We start from the raw sequence: 14,663 nt of genomic DNA on the forward strand, positions 1-14,663 counted from the left end.
ATTACAGTTAAAGGAGACTCTACCATGGAGTTTGAAACATCAATTCTTTGTGATTACTACCCAGAAGATGTTAATGTCGTAGAACCGATATTTAGTAATTTTGGTGGTGTAGCTTCGTTTTCAGGCCAGGTCGTCACAGTGAAATGTTTTGAGGATAACGGTATATTGTACGAAGTATTACAATCCAATGGGGCAGGTAAAGTATTGGTTATTGATGGTGGTGGCTCTGTGCGCCGAGCATTGATAGATGCGGAATTAATCGATATTGCACTGCAAAACCAATGGGAAGGTATCATCGTTTATGGTGCTGTGCGCCAAGTTGATTATATTGCTGATGCTGAAATTGGTGTTCAAGCACTCGCAGCAATTCCTGTTGGCTCAGATGATCAAGGCGTTGGTGAAATTGATATTCGTGTTAACTTTGGTGGCGTGACTTTCTTCTCTGGTGACTTTATTTATGCTGATAATACCGGCATTATCTTATCTGAAATCGCTCTTGAAGTAGACGACAAATAAATCACTTATTATTTTCATAAACCGCTGTGGTTTTACAGCGGTTTTTTATGCTCAAAAACCCCGCTCCTCAACTTTTTTTGCGATACAATTTTCTATTTTGTTCGATTACGAATATAACCACCAGTAACGGTGATAATTAATCCTGCTATCTCCATATCTAATAATTTAATAGTGAGTTCAGGAATGGGTAAATTAACCAGGGCTGCAATTGTATCAACTGGAATTGGGTGATGACGAATAACGGCAAAAATTTCAGGATATAAAACAGTATTACTCTCTTTATTCTCAACACTATTTTGTCTATTTATTGTTGATAAAAAGCCACTATAGTGTTCTAAAATATCAGTTGGGTGAGTGACTAGATAAGCCCCTTGCTTGATTAAATAATGGGTTCCATGACTATTTTGATTATCAATATCACCCGGTAAGGCAAATACATCGCGATTTTGTTCAAGCGCATAACGAGCAGTTATTAGTGATCCACTTTTTTCAGATGCTTCAACCACAAAGGTTCCTAAACTTAATCCACTAATAATACGATTGCGACGTGGAAAGTATTCGGATCTTGCTTTTTCAAATGGATAAAATTCTGAAATGATGGCGCCATTTTGTGCCAAAATATCATTTGCCAATCGTAGGTTTGAGCGTGGTGAGATTTGAGCTAATCCACTACCTAAAACAGCTATAGTATTTCCTGATACCTCAAGAGCCCCTCTATGGCAAATAGCGTCTAAACCCAATGCTAATCCGCTAGTGACTGTTAAACCATTAATTGCTAATTCGCCAGCGAAATATCTTCCCCATTGTGCACCATATTCACTAAATTCACGGCTACCAACCATGGCAATTTGTGGTGAATGTAATAATTGCCTATTACCCATAACAAATAACAATAATGGTGGTGAACTAATTTGCTTAAGTAACATTGGATAATCGGAATCACAATACGCGATCAAATGTTTGGCTGGGTAAGGTGTTGCCAACCAATCGAGTATTGGCTCAAAATGAAGATAAGATGTTTCAAAAAAACGATCTTGAAGAGTTTTGGATAAACCTATTTTTTCCAATAATAGCGATACATCTCTTATTTTATTAGGTAGACCAGAACTAAAATAGTGAGCAATTTGCTCGAAATATCCCTTTCTTTTCTGACCAAGCATTGAAATTCGTAACAAAAACTCATATTTACTCATTACAGTCCTTTTTCCTCTACATTGTTGCTTAGTGCCATATCTAGAAGGATTGATTAGATATATTTTAGTAATAGTCAACTAAATCTATTCATAGGCATAATAAATGTTTACAATGTAGGCGAATTTGAAAAAATACAAAATTGAGGAGTAGATCGAAGAATTTATGGCTATTTTACCGGTATTACGTTTCCCAGACGAACGACTTCGCAAAATTGCAAAGCCTGTCTCTAATTTTACACCAGAGCTACAAAACATTATCGATAACATGACTGAAACCATGTATGCCGAAAATGGTATTGGACTTGCAGCTACACAAGTAGATGTACATGAGCAGATTATTGTGATTGATGTGTCGGAAGATAGAAGCCAACTTTATGTGATTATCAATCCTGAGGTGATAAGCCAAGAAGGTGAAACTGGCATTGAAGAGGGATGTTTGTCGATACCTGACTGCCGTGGATTTGTTCCAAGATCAGAAAAAATCAAAATCAAGGCATTAGATCGTAATGGTAAACCTTATGAAATTGATGCTGATGAACTATTGGCAATTTGTATCCAGCATGAAATGGATCACTTAAAAGGTAAACTCTTTGTCGATTATCTCTCGCCATTAAAGCGTCAACGTATTGAGCAAAAGATGAAAAAGCTAGCTCGTGAAGAGCAAAAGAATCGATAAATTAAACCGCCATTAATTTGGCGGTTTTTTATTTAAGCTTTCATTATTTAGCTACAATCACCATAGCAGGTCGGATAAGTCGACCATTGAGTGTATAGCCTTTTTGGATAGTATTGACGATCTGTCCTGATTGGTGTTCTGGTGATTCAACCATACTAATCGCTTGATGTAGATCTGGGTTTAATTGTGAATCAGCCGTATTTATCACTTCAATACCAAATTTTTTGACCGTATCTAAAAACGATTTTAATGTTAACTCTAATCCTTCTACAGTTGCTTTGTGTTCTGGATTATTTTTATCTGTAGATTCTAATGCGCGTTCAAGATTATCAATTACAGGTAAAAGTTCATTTGAGAATTTCTCAAGAGCATATTTACGTGCTTTGTCCACATCTTGTTCAACACGTTTGCGCACGTTATCAATTTCAGCTCGAGCACGAATCATTGCTTCACTTTCATTTTTTTTAGCAATTTCTAATGCTTGTTCAAGTTCAGCAATACGTGTATCTTTGGCTTTTAACTGCTCTTCAACACTTGGTTGAGATGGCGTTTGTTCTTCAGTAGTTTGCTCAGCTGGGACTTCAATGTTTGTTTCATTTTCTGACATATTATTCTCTTGTTCAGTCATACGGTACTCCAAATTTAGTCGAAAACTTAATGAATAACAGTTATTATGGGGGCAATTTTTATTATTACAAGTTTAACGATAAGATGATATCGTGTTTTTTAATCGGTAACTAAAAAATCTTTATATTTAAGTTAAAAAAACAAGGATATTTTATGGGTATACCATTTAAATGTGTTGGTTTGGTTGGGATTCCACGTAAATTAGAGGCGATTGAAACTCATCAGGTTCTATATGACTGGCTAGTTAACTTAGGTATTCAAGTTTTAGTTGAAGATCGGTTAGCGCAGTATATAAAATTTCCTAGTAGTGTATACGCAACTTTAGATACGATTGGTGAGCAAGCCGACTTAGCCATTGTTGTCGGTGGTGATGGTAATATGCTACGTTCGGCACGTCAATTGTCGCACTATAAAATTAAAGTGATTGGAGTAAATCGAGGTAATTTAGGCTTTTTAACCGATATTTCCCATGATCATGTTATTGAGCAATTAACTCCTGTTATCAAAGGGGACTACGATGATGATCCTCGGTTTTTATTGGAAGTGTCTATCTACAGTGATGGTCGGTTAATTAATTCTGGTTTTGCTGTAAATGAAATTGTAGTTACACCTAATACTGTTGCGCATATGATTGATTATGATGTGTATATCAATGAGCGCAATGCATTTTCACAACGAGCTGATGGTTTAATTATTGCAACGCCCACAGGATCGACTGCTTACTCGTTATCAGCTGGTGGGCCAATCCTTGCGCCGCACTTAGATGCGTTAATTATCACACCAATGTTTCCACACTCTTTAGCGGTCAGACCATTAGTGATTAAGAGTGATAATCCTATCCATCTTAAATTTCCAACAACAGCTTTGGATCTTAATGTTGCTTGCGATAGCCAAATTATCTTGCCAGTTAAACCAACACAAGAGGTAATTATTCGTCGCTCAGATTATGAGTTTAATTTAATTCACTCTAAGGATTATGATTATTTTAATAATCTTTCAAGCAAACTAGGTTGGTCACAAAAGATGTTTTGAATTTAATCATTATGTTAAGAAAATTATCATTTAAAGGGAAACTATCTTTAAATGATAAATGTTAATACATAAACAGATAAAGAAGAGAATATGGCGGCGATAACATCGTCGACCATAATACCAAAACCGCCCGGCACACGCTTATCAAACCAACGAATAGGCCAAGGTTTGGCCATATCAAACAATCTAAATGCGACAAAAGCAATCGTCACCCATAGTATTGAAAATTGAGGAATGAAATACAGCGTTATCCACATACCGACAAATTCATCCCAAACAATATGACCCGAATCATGAGTATGGGTATCATCCGACGTTTTTTGGCAAATATAACAACCAAACACAAACGTCACTAAAATAAAAACCCAATATAAAGTAGGTTGTAAACCCAAAAATAAAAGCCACAGTGGTATCGCCATTAATGATCCCATAGTACCTGGCATAATGGGTGATAGCCCACTACCCAATCCGACCGCTAAAAAATGAATTGGATTAGTGAGTTTTAGGTATTTTTTAAAATCTTTATTGCGTGCTTGTTTCGTCATTCTGATGATAATCGGTTGATAAAATTATGCCGACTTGAGGTCGGCAAAAAATTTGCTTAGCTAGCTTTAGCCAGCACTAATAATATTTAGCTATATTATTAGTCTTTAGCTAAGGTTGCAACCATTACTGCTTTGATCGTGTGCAGGCGATTTTCGGCTTCATCAAAAACGATGCTATGTTTAGATTCAAAGACTTCATTTGTCACTTCTAAACCATTTTTCAAACCATACTGCGCAGCCATTTGTTGACCTACTGTGGTATTCATATCATGGAAAGCCGGTAAGCAATGCATAAATTTAACATTTGGATTCTCTGTTAATTTGATTACATTTTGATTGACTTGGTATGGGGTTAATAATTTCACTCGCTCATCCCACACTTCTTTCGGTTCGCCCATGGAAACCCATACATCGGTATAAAGAAAATCAACACCTTTCACACCTTCAGCAACATCCTCAGTTAAAACGATTTTAGCGCCTGTTGTTTTAGCTATCTCTTGGCACTTTTGAACAAGCTCTAATTCAGGTTGGCACGCTTTAGGTGCCACTAGTCGGATCTCCATACCCATTAAGGCTGCGCCTTCCATTAACGAATTGCCCATGTTATTACGAGCATCGCCTAAATAAGCAAATTTAACGCTATTAAGTGGGCGCTCACCGATATGCTCTTTCATGGTCATAAAATCTGCTAAAATTTGCGTTGGATGCGCTTCAGTCGTTAAACCATTCCAAACCGGCACACCGGCATATTTTGCTAAAGTTTCAACAATATCTTGCCCATAACCTCGATACTCAATACCGTCATACATGCGTCCGAGTACTCGAGCTGTATCAGCAATCGACTCTTTATGCCCAATTTGGCTACCACTTGGCCCTAGATAGGTGACTTGAGCGCCTTGATCATATGCACCGACTTCAAAAGCACAACGAGTACGAGTTGAATCTTTTTCAAAAATTAAGGCAATATTTTGGCCAACTAAATGTTGTTTTTCGTTACCTTGTTTTTTTGCTTTTTTTAATTCAATAGCAAGTTGAATCAGCTGGTTAATTTCTGCTGGGGTAAAGTCGAGTAAACGTAAAAAATGACGTTGATAAAAACCATACATATTGAGCTCCTGATAGCGGTAAATATTGATACGATTCTATTTGAATAATTATGCAATTTCAAGTTAAACGTTTTAAATTTATAAAATGTCCTTTTTAGTTATTGAATTGTCTAAAAAATTAGATTTTATTATTTAATTATTTTTTATAATAACGCTTTTTTTGTTTAAAAAATTGTAATAAAATGACCAATTAATGAGTTACTGAAAAAGCATTTATTTGAATTATTATTCATAAATAGTGTTTATTTAATCAAAAGGTCTCTTAGCCATGCAAACTTATGCCCTCCTTATATTACAAGACGGTTCACAATTTATCGGTAAATCAATCGGTGCTGATGGAGAAACTGTTGGTGAAGTTGTATTTAATACCTCAATGACCGGTTATCAAGAAATACTCACCGACCCTTCCTATTGCGAGCAATTAGTCACGTTAACTTACCCCCATATAGGTAATGTCGGTACTAACAATGCCGATGCTGAATCTAATCAAGTTTATGCAAAAGGGCTGATTATTCGTGATTTACCACTATTAGCCAGCAATTATCGCAATGAGCTCGATCTTTCGAGTTATTTAAAACAGCATAATGTTATTGCCATTGCCGATATCGATACTCGCCGTTTAACTCGAATCTTGCGTGAAAAAGGGGCTCAGCATGGCGTGATTATCACCGCAAACGATAGAGAAACTTTACTTGAAAAAGCCGATACTGCTAAACAAATGGCGATCGATTTTAAAGGATTATCCGGACTGGACTTAGCCCAAAAAGTCACCTGTACAAAAAGCTATTTGTGGACACAAGGTGTATGGACAAGAGAGCAAGAACACCCAGTAGCAATAAACGCCTTGCCTTATCATGTTGTGGCTTATGATTTTGGCGTGAAACGTAATATCTTACGGATGTTAGTTGAACGGGGTTGTAAATTGACCATTGTTCCGGCCAAAACCTCTGCGCAGGAGGTATTAGCATTAAATCCTGACGGTATATTCCTATCAAATGGTCCCGGTGATCCGGCACCTTGTACTTATGCCATTGATGCCATTAAACAGTTTTTAGCTTCTGACATACCGATATTTGGTATCTGTTTAGGGCATCAACTGTTAGCGTTGGCTTGTGGTGCAAAAACCATAAAAATGAAATTTGGACATCATGGTGGCAATCATCCGGTTAAAGATCTTGAAAATAATCGAGTTATGATTACCGCCCAAAATCATGGTTTTGCCGTTGATGAAATGAGTTTACCGACTCACTTACGTGTGACGCATAAATCACTGTTCGACGGCTCACTACAAGGTATTCATCATTACCATAAACCCGCTTTTAGCTTTCAAGGTCACCCCGAAGCGAGTCCCGGGCCTCACGATGCCGCCCCACTGTTTGATCACTTTATCGAATTAATTAAAATTTATAAGCAGGAGTAATAACATGCCTAAGCGAACAGATATTCATAGCATTCTTATTATTGGCGCTGGCCCAATTGTTATTGGTCAAGCTTGTGAATTTGATTATTCCGGCGCTCAAGCTTGTAAGGCTCTGCGTGAAGAAGGTTATCGGGTTATTTTAGTCAATTCTAACCCTGCCACCATTATGACCGATCCGGAAATGGCGGATGCAACCTATATTGAGCCGATTGATTGGACAACGGTGAGTAAAATTATTGAACAAGAAAGACCTAATGCCATTTTGCCCACCATGGGCGGACAAACAGCGCTCAATTGTGCGTTAGAACTGGATAAAAGAGGCATTTTAAAACAATTTAATGTCGAGATGATCGGCGCTACCGCTGATGCAATTGATAAAGCTGAAGATCGCAAACGTTTTGATCAAGCCATGAAAAAAATTGGTCTTGATACTGCCCGTTCCGGCATTGCTCACTCATTAAAAGAGGCTCATGCCGTACTTGAACAAGTTGGCTTTCCTTGCATTATCCGCCCTTCTTTTACTATGGGGGGAACCGGTGGCGGGATTGCTTATAACACTCAAGAATTTGATGAAATTTGTACCCGAGGACTTGATCTGTCACCCACCAATGAACTTCTCATTGATGAGTCATTAATTGGTTGGAAAGAGTATGAAATGGAAGTGGTACGAGATAAAAATGATAACTGTATCATCGTCTGTTCGATTGAAAATGTTGACCCTATGGGCATTCATACCGGGGATTCCATTACCGTTGCGCCAGCTCAAACACTAACTGATAAAGAGTATCAAATCATGCGTAACGCATCGATAGCGGTACTTCGTGAAATTGGCGTTGAAACAGGTGGTTCGAATGTACAATTTTCGGTTGATCCTAAAACCGGACGCTTAATTGTGATTGAAATGAATCCAAGGGTATCACGCTCATCAGCATTAGCATCTAAAGCAACCGGTTTTCCAATCGCAAAAATTGCGGCCAAACTTGCGGTTGGCTATACCCTTGATGAGCTATCTAATGATATTACCGGAGGTAAAACGCCAGCGTCATTTGAGCCTTCGATCGACTATGTGGTGACAAAAATACCCCGCTTTAATTTCGAAAAGTTTGCCGGGTGTAATGATCGTCTAACAACCCAAATGAAATCAGTGGGTGAAGTGATGGCAATTGGGCGGACTTTTCAAGAATCATTACAAAAAGCACTACGAGGGCTTGAAGTCGGTAAATGTGGTTTTGATCCGAAAATTGACAATTATGATGATGAAAAAAATCTCAGCAAAATACGTTATGAACTGCAAGAAGCGGGCGCTGAACGAATTTGGAATATTGCTGACGCTTTTCGAGCCGGCTTTAGTTTAGATGAAATTTTCACATTAACGAATATCGATCGCTGGTTTTTAGTGCAGATTGAAGAACTTATCAGCCTTGAAAACCAACTAAAATCGCAGTCATTAGCTAGCCTGAATTCAGAATCATTATGGCAACTTAAGCGTAAAGGTTTTTCAGATTTACGTATTGCTAAGCTGTTGAATGTTGAAGAACAAGACGTTCGTGATCGACGAAACCAATACGATATTCATCCTGTATATAAACGAGTTGATACCTGCGCGGCGGAGTTCTCGACCGATACAGCTTATCTTTACTCAACCTATGAACAAGAGTGCGAAGCTAAACCACAATTCATTCGCCCGAAGATTATGATATTAGGCGGTGGACCGAATCGGATTGGGCAAGGTATTGAGTTTGATTACTGTTGTGTACATGCCGCGCTGGCGCTCCGTGAAGATGGTTATGAAACAATTATGGTTAACTGTAATCCGGAAACGGTATCTACCGATTATGATACCTCAGATCGACTCTACTTTGAGCCAGTCACACTGGAAGATGTGCTTGAAATTGCTCATGTGGAAAAACCAAATGGCGTAATCGTACAATACGGCGGGCAAACACCATTAAAATTAGCCAGAGCGCTTGAAGTCGCTGGGCTACCGATTATTGGTACCTCGCCAGATGCGATAGATCAAGCTGAAGATCGCAAACGTTTTCAGTCGATTGTCGATAAGTTAAAGTTAAAACAGCCAGTTAACGCAACGGTTACCGATATTGAAGATGCGGTGATTAAAGCCGAACAAATTGGCTATCCATTAGTGGTCAGACCGTCTTATGTGCTTGGTGGTCGAGCCATGGAAATTGTGTATAACGAGCAAGATTTAAGACGTTATTTTAAAACCGCAGTCAGTGAATCGAATAATGCTCCAGTACTACTTGATCACTTTTTAGATGATGCTATTGAAGTTGATATTGATGTCATTGCCGACGGCGAGCAAATCGTAATTGGCAGCATTATGGAGCATATTGAACAAGCGGGAATTCACTCCGGTGATTCTGCTTGTTCATTACCAACATATACTTTAAGCTCGGAAATTTTAGACCAATTGCGCAAGCAAGCTAAACAGTTAGCGTTAGAACTTAATGTAAAAGGACTTATGAATGGGCAATTTGCCGTCAAAGATAACCAAATTTATTTGATTGAAATCAACCCTCGAGCCGCTCGTACCGTGCCATTTGTGTCGAAAGCTACCGGTTTGCCATTAGCGAAAATCGCTGCACGAGTTATGACCGGTCAATCACTTGCTAAACAAAATATCACCAAAGAAGTCATACCGCCTTATTACTCAGTGAAAGAGGTGGTATTACCGTTTAATAAATTTAGTGGCGTTGACCCAATTTTGGGGCCTGAAATGCGTTCAACCGGTGAAGTGATGGGAATTGGTAATACCTTTGCCGAAGCCTTTGCCAAAGCACAACTTGGTAGCTTATCAAGTATGAAAAAATCGGGAAAAGCTCTGCTATCTGTTCGTGATCAAGACAAAACTCGCTTATTAGAGATCGCTAAACGATTAATTGCACATGGCTTTAGTATTGATGCTACTTTTGGCACTGCTAAGGCATTACAACAAGCTGGCATAACCTGTCAAATGGTTAAAAAAGAGAACGAAGGGCGCCCCAATATTCATGACCATATTAAAAATGGCGAATATAGCTATATTCTCAATACCACATCTGGACGGGCTGCTATTGAGGCATCGAAAATCCTACGCCGTAGTGCTATTCAATATAAAGTTCATTACGATACCACGATGAATGCGGCTTATGCCACAACTGCAGCATTAGACTGTGATCCAGCACAATATGTTGTTTCATTGCAAACACTTTATGCGTAAATATTGGCTAAAAAGTAAGCGTGTAAAATACATAGCGGCTGACAGATTTGCGCAAAACAAGAACCTTAGTACGATATAAAATATAGTACTAAGGTTGATTTAAAAATTGTGATAATTTGCAGGCTTTTTGCACTTGTATTAACTTTACGCTAAATAAACCTTAATCACTTGCCATTGACTAATGTTGCATCTTATTTATTTGCTATATCCAAATTATAAGTAAATTTTTATTTAAATTGTCGACGATTTAATTAATTGTATTTATTTAGAATTTTGATTGACTATAGCTAAAATATCGGCCTCTGTCAGTTTCTGCGTCGGATTAGCAAAAGCGTAACAAGTTGGTTTTTTGTCAATAAAGACCTCTGATGTAAAATCCAAATTCTTAATATCATTAAAAATCCAGGCAGCAAGATAATAATTTTGTGTGCCGGTTAAATGATAATAAAGGTGAGATCCGCACTGCTGACAAAATGCTCTTTCAGCCCATTGTGATGAAGGATAATGACGTATATTGTCTTGACCTTCTACGGTAAGCTCTCCGTTATACATTATTGACATAAAAGGTCCGGCACTCCACTTCCGACAGGTTTCACAGTGACAGGCACTTAAATGTAAGTTTTTGAAAGGGACAACCAACTTAACTTTGCCACATAAACATGTCCCATGATACTCAGTTGACATAAATACTCCTTTTTGATTGAAATGAATAATTTTTACTCAAACCTAAATCATTATAACTAAAAAACAAGCAAATCTTGTCAAGAAGTTTCAGAAACACCCTACGTTTTAGTAAAAAAACCGTATTTATTTGTTTAAAAATGTTTAAAATTAGCTCGATTAAGCAAAAAGGTATTGCTTTATTATTTTATTACTATAATATAGCCACCTCTTTGACGCGGGGTGGAGCAGCTTGGTAGCTCGTCGGGCTCATAACCCGAAGGTCGTTGGTTCAAATCCAGCCCCCGCAACCAATTCCTCAAAAATCTATTCTAAATTATTCTTAATAATAAACTATTCTGATTTCGGTACAGCCAGTAGCGTTGATACAGCTTCACTAATTCTTCTAGCAATATAGCTATTATTCATGGTGTACAAATGGATACCGTCAACATTTTGTGAAACTAAATCAACAATCTGATCGATAGCATAAGCAATACCGGCGTCACGGAACGCATCAGGGTGATGCTCGTATTTCTCCATCATCTGTTTGAATTTCTTCGGTAGATTTACGCCACACATCGATACCATACGTTCAATTTGGTTTTTGTTCGTTACCGGCATAATCCCTGCTTCAATTGGTACATTAATTCCCATATCACGGGCTTTGTCTAAGAAAGTATAAAAATAGTCATTATCAAAAAATAGCTGTGATATCAGTTGATCTGTTCCGGCACTCACCTTTTCTTTTAAATGTATTAAATCTTGTTTTAGCGTTGATGCTTCAAGATGTCCTTCAGGATAACAGGCCCCAATCACATTAAAATCACCATTTTCTTTAATAAATGAAACCAGCTCGCTGGCATAGCGAAAATCATCTTTAGGTGTAACTGTCGGGCTAATATCACCTCGCAATGCAAGCACATTATCGATACCGGCACATTTAAGATCATGAAGAATTTTCTGCATTTCTGCTTTATCAAAATTAATTCCCGGCAAATGGGCAACACTTTCAATGCCATAAGTATGTTTGACAGCGTGGGCGATATCAATTGTCGTTTGACCATTCAAACTACCACCAGCGCCATAAGTAACACTGATAAAATCAGGTTTGAAGTAACCAAGTTCACGCAATGTGCTATAGATTGTCTCTAAAGGTGACGTTTTTTTAGGGGGAAAAACTTCAAAAGAGAACACGGTTTTTTTATTAAAGAGTAAATTTGTTTTCATCTGTATCATCCATTGGTGTGATTACTATTATCCTTACTGACATTTCCGCCGCCAAAATCGGCGGCGGAAATTAAGGTAAAGCAAATTAATTAACGCTGTTAATTAAATGTTTTTCGAACTTCTAATGTTGCTTGAACTAAATGTTCTAAACTTGCAACAACTTCTTTCTCACCACGAGTTTTTAAACCACAATCTGGATTAATCCAAAGTTTTTGCTTGTCAATTTTTGCCAGTAACTTCTCAATTGTTGCTTTGATTTCAGCAACCGGTGGTACACGTGGTGAATGGATATCATAAACACCCGGTCCAACTTCAGTTTTAAAGTTATTGGCTTTAAGTACATCAATCAATTGTAGATTAGAACGTGATGCTTCAAATGAAATCACATCAGCATCCATGGCATCGATATCTTTGATAATGTCAGCAAATTCGCTATAACACATATGTGTATGAATTTGTGTATCAGCTTGTACTTTGCTGTGTACTAATCTAAATGCCGGAATAGCCCAATCCAGATATTCACTATTCCAATCAGCTTTACGTAATGGTAATTTCTCTTTTAACGCTGCTTCATCAATTTGGATGACTTTAATGCCGGCCGCTTCAAGATCTAACACTTCATCACTGATTGCTAAACCAATTTGGAATACTGACTCTTTTTGTGAAATATCTTCACGAGGGAACGACCAGTTAAGGATCGTCACTGGGCCAGTTAACATGCCTTTAACTGGTTTGTCAGTTAGGCTTTGTGCATATTGTGAATATTCAACGGTAATTGGTTTAGAGCGTGAAATATCACCCCATACAATGGGTGGCTTAACACAACGAGTACCATATGATTGCACCCATGCTTTTTCAGTAAAGACAAAACCATTTAAGCTTTCACCAAAATACTCAACCATGTCATTACGTTCAAATTCGCCGTGAACTAACACATCAATACCAATCTGTTCTTGAAGCTTGATGCATTCTGCAATTTTTTGTTTGTTAAACTCGGTATATTCATTTAAACAAATTTCACCTTTCTTGAATTTTGCACGGTTTAAACGTACATCAGGTGTTTGCGGAAATGAACCAATCGTTGTTGTAGGTAATAATGGCAAATTAAAGGCTTTTTTCTGTGCTGCTTCACGTACTGAAAATTCCGGTAGACGAGTAAAATCAGACGCTTTTAAAGCCGAAACTTTTTGACGTACCGCTTGATTTGCTCCTTCACGCTCACGCGTAAATAGGGTTTGATTTGCTTTGTAAGCCGGACTATTTTCAAAATTCGAGTCTTTGACTAATTCACCAAGTTCTGCTAACTCTTGTAGTTTTTCTTGAGCAAAAGCAAAATAAGCTCGTTGTTGAATCGTTAATTTAGTTTCGTTTTGTAATGTATAAGGTACGTGGAGTAAAGAACACGAAGTATTAATCACAATGTTTGCCGCTTTTTGCTTAATTTTTGCGACTAATTCCAATGTTTTTTTATAATTATTTTTCCAAATATTTTTACCATTTACCACACCGGCAAATAACACTTTATCAGCCGGGAAACCATGACTTTCAAGTAATGCTAAGGATTGTTTACCTTCAACAAAATCAAGTCCGATACCGTCAAATGGTAACGCCACTAATTGTTGGTAACAATCACGCACATCGCCAAAGTAAGTTTGTAAAACCACTTTGGTTGTACCTTTAACGGATAAAATTGACTGATAAAGCTCATTGAATAGAGAAATATCTTCATGAGTTAAATCCGTCACTAAAATTGGCTCATCAATTTGTATCCACTGCGCACCAAGTGCAGTAAATTTCTGAATAATTTCTTGATAGGCTTTAATAATATCGGCTTTAAAATCAACTAGCTGTTTATTACCTAAATACTGTGCTAATTTGAAAAAGGTTAATGCGCCAATCACAACCGGTTTGGTTTGAATACCTAATGCTTTGGCTTCTTGATATTCGTCAAAAGGTTTGGTGCTGGCTAGTTTTATTTGTAGTGAATCTTCAATTTCTGGCACTAAATAGTGGTAATTAGTGTTAAACCATTTTTTCATTGCCAGCGCTCGCACATCACCTTTTTCACCTTGATAACCACGCGCCATGGCAAAATAACGATCGAGTTCAGGTAAGCCTAAATCTTGATAACGTTTTGGGATAACATTCAGTAAACAGGCCGTATCTAATACTGCATCATAAAATGAAAAGTCATTAGATGAGATTAAAGCAATTTTATGTGATGCTTGTTGTTGTAGATGTTCAGCACGTAGGGCTTTTGCTTCATTTAATAATTCAGCTTGGGTTTTGTTACCTTTAAAATAAGCTTCGGTTGCAAATTTAAGCTCACGAAGTTTACCAACACGAGGATATCCAATAACTGCAGTATTCATTTTCTTTTCCTTATTTAGCATTTAGCACTTTTCTTTAGTGGTTAAAAAGATAGCAAAAAAAAATGT

12 protein-coding genes and 1 tRNA gene are annotated in these 14,663 nt (G+C 37.6%); 6 read left to right on the forward strand and 7 right to left on the reverse strand.

The genetic code is table 11. From position 1 onward, the window contains the following. The first annotated feature begins 24 nt into the window (after window positions 1-24). On the forward strand, window positions 25-516 hold the full coding sequence (gene rraA, locus J3T98_RS09695) for a ribonuclease E activity regulator RraA (protein WP_220225416.1): 492 nt from the start codon (window positions 25-27) through the stop codon (window positions 514-516). A gap of 92 nt (window positions 517-608) precedes the next feature. Here the strand turns inward: rraA and dprA are convergent, their stop codons facing one another. After that, window positions 609-1,709, reverse strand: coding sequence for a DNA-processing protein DprA (gene dprA / locus J3T98_RS09700; protein WP_267362726.1), 1,101 nt, complete (start codon window positions 1,707-1,709; stop codon window positions 609-611). Between the two features lie 163 nt (window positions 1,710-1,872). Between dprA and def the strand changes: the two genes are divergently transcribed. Then, complete coding sequence (def, locus tag J3T98_RS09705; RefSeq protein ID WP_065562719.1) at window positions 1,873-2,385, forward strand: peptide deformylase; 513 nt, start codon at window positions 1,873-1,875, stop codon at window positions 2,383-2,385. A gap of 43 nt (window positions 2,386-2,428) precedes the next feature. On the opposite strand, the gene grpE is transcribed toward def, so the two are convergent. Beyond that, the gene (gene grpE, locus J3T98_RS09710; protein ID WP_065562718.1) at window positions 2,429-3,013 is read right to left on the reverse strand and encodes a nucleotide exchange factor GrpE; all 585 of its coding nucleotides are present in this window, start codon (window positions 3,011-3,013) and stop codon (window positions 2,429-2,431) included. Window positions 3,014-3,165: 152 nt separating this feature from the next. Between grpE and nadK the strand changes: the two genes are divergently transcribed. Further along, a complete protein-coding gene (gene nadK, locus J3T98_RS09715) occupies window positions 3,166-4,044 on the forward strand; it encodes an NAD(+) kinase (RefSeq protein WP_065733678.1) in 879 nt (292 codons plus the stop codon). Between the two features lie 47 nt (window positions 4,045-4,091). On the opposite strand, the gene J3T98_RS09720 is transcribed toward nadK, so the two are convergent. Both J3T98_RS09720 and argF read right to left on the reverse strand, forming a co-directional pair. Further along, complete coding sequence (locus tag J3T98_RS09720) at window positions 4,092-4,589, reverse strand: phosphatidylglycerophosphatase A (RefSeq protein WP_065733679.1); 498 nt, start codon at window positions 4,587-4,589, stop codon at window positions 4,092-4,094. Between the two features lie 98 nt (window positions 4,590-4,687). Next, window positions 4,688-5,695 carry an ornithine carbamoyltransferase gene (gene argF, locus J3T98_RS09725; RefSeq protein WP_267362727.1) on the reverse strand — a complete coding sequence of 336 codons (1,008 nt, stop codon included), beginning with the start codon at window positions 5,693-5,695 and terminating at the stop codon, window positions 4,688-4,690. A gap of 268 nt (window positions 5,696-5,963) precedes the next feature. Between argF and carA the strand changes: the two genes are divergently transcribed. Both carA and carB read left to right on the forward strand, forming a co-directional pair. Then, window positions 5,964-7,115 carry a glutamine-hydrolyzing carbamoyl-phosphate synthase small subunit gene (gene carA, locus J3T98_RS09730; RefSeq protein ID WP_267362728.1) on the forward strand — a complete coding sequence of 384 codons (1,152 nt, stop codon included), beginning with the start codon at window positions 5,964-5,966 and terminating at the stop codon, window positions 7,113-7,115. Window positions 7,116-7,119: 4 nt separating this feature from the next. Further along, window positions 7,120-10,335, forward strand: a complete 3,216-nt coding sequence (gene carB / locus J3T98_RS09735) for a carbamoyl-phosphate synthase large subunit (RefSeq protein ID WP_267362729.1) — start codon at window positions 7,120-7,122, stop codon at window positions 10,333-10,335. A 261-nt stretch (window positions 10,336-10,596) separates the two neighbouring features. On the opposite strand, the gene J3T98_RS09740 is transcribed toward carB, so the two are convergent. Beyond that, complete coding sequence (locus tag J3T98_RS09740; RefSeq protein ID WP_267362730.1) at window positions 10,597-11,019, reverse strand: GFA family protein; 423 nt, start codon at window positions 11,017-11,019, stop codon at window positions 10,597-10,599. Window positions 11,020-11,232: 213 nt separating this feature from the next. On the opposite strand from J3T98_RS09740, the gene J3T98_RS09745 reads away from it, so the two are divergent. Continuing rightward, window positions 11,233-11,309 (forward strand) — tRNA-Met (locus J3T98_RS09745). Window positions 11,310-11,349: 40 nt separating this feature from the next. On the opposite strand, the gene metF is transcribed toward J3T98_RS09745, so the two are convergent. Both metF and metE read right to left on the reverse strand, forming a co-directional pair. After that, window positions 11,350-12,225 carry a methylenetetrahydrofolate reductase [NAD(P)H] gene (gene metF, locus J3T98_RS09750; protein WP_065562711.1) on the reverse strand — a complete coding sequence of 292 codons (876 nt, stop codon included), beginning with the start codon at window positions 12,223-12,225 and terminating at the stop codon, window positions 11,350-11,352. Window positions 12,226-12,323: 98 nt separating this feature from the next. Next, window positions 12,324-14,597: a 5-methyltetrahydropteroyltriglutamate--homocysteine S-methyltransferase gene (metE, locus tag J3T98_RS09755; protein WP_267362731.1), complete on the reverse strand. Its 2,274-nt coding sequence runs from the start codon at window positions 14,595-14,597 to the stop codon at window positions 12,324-12,326. Window positions 14,598-14,663: the final 66 nt, after the last annotated feature.

Source organism: Gilliamella sp. B2772, from assembly GCF_026536985.1.
Taxonomy (GTDB): Bacteria; Pseudomonadota; Gammaproteobacteria; order Enterobacterales; family Orbaceae; genus Gilliamella; species Gilliamella apicola_E.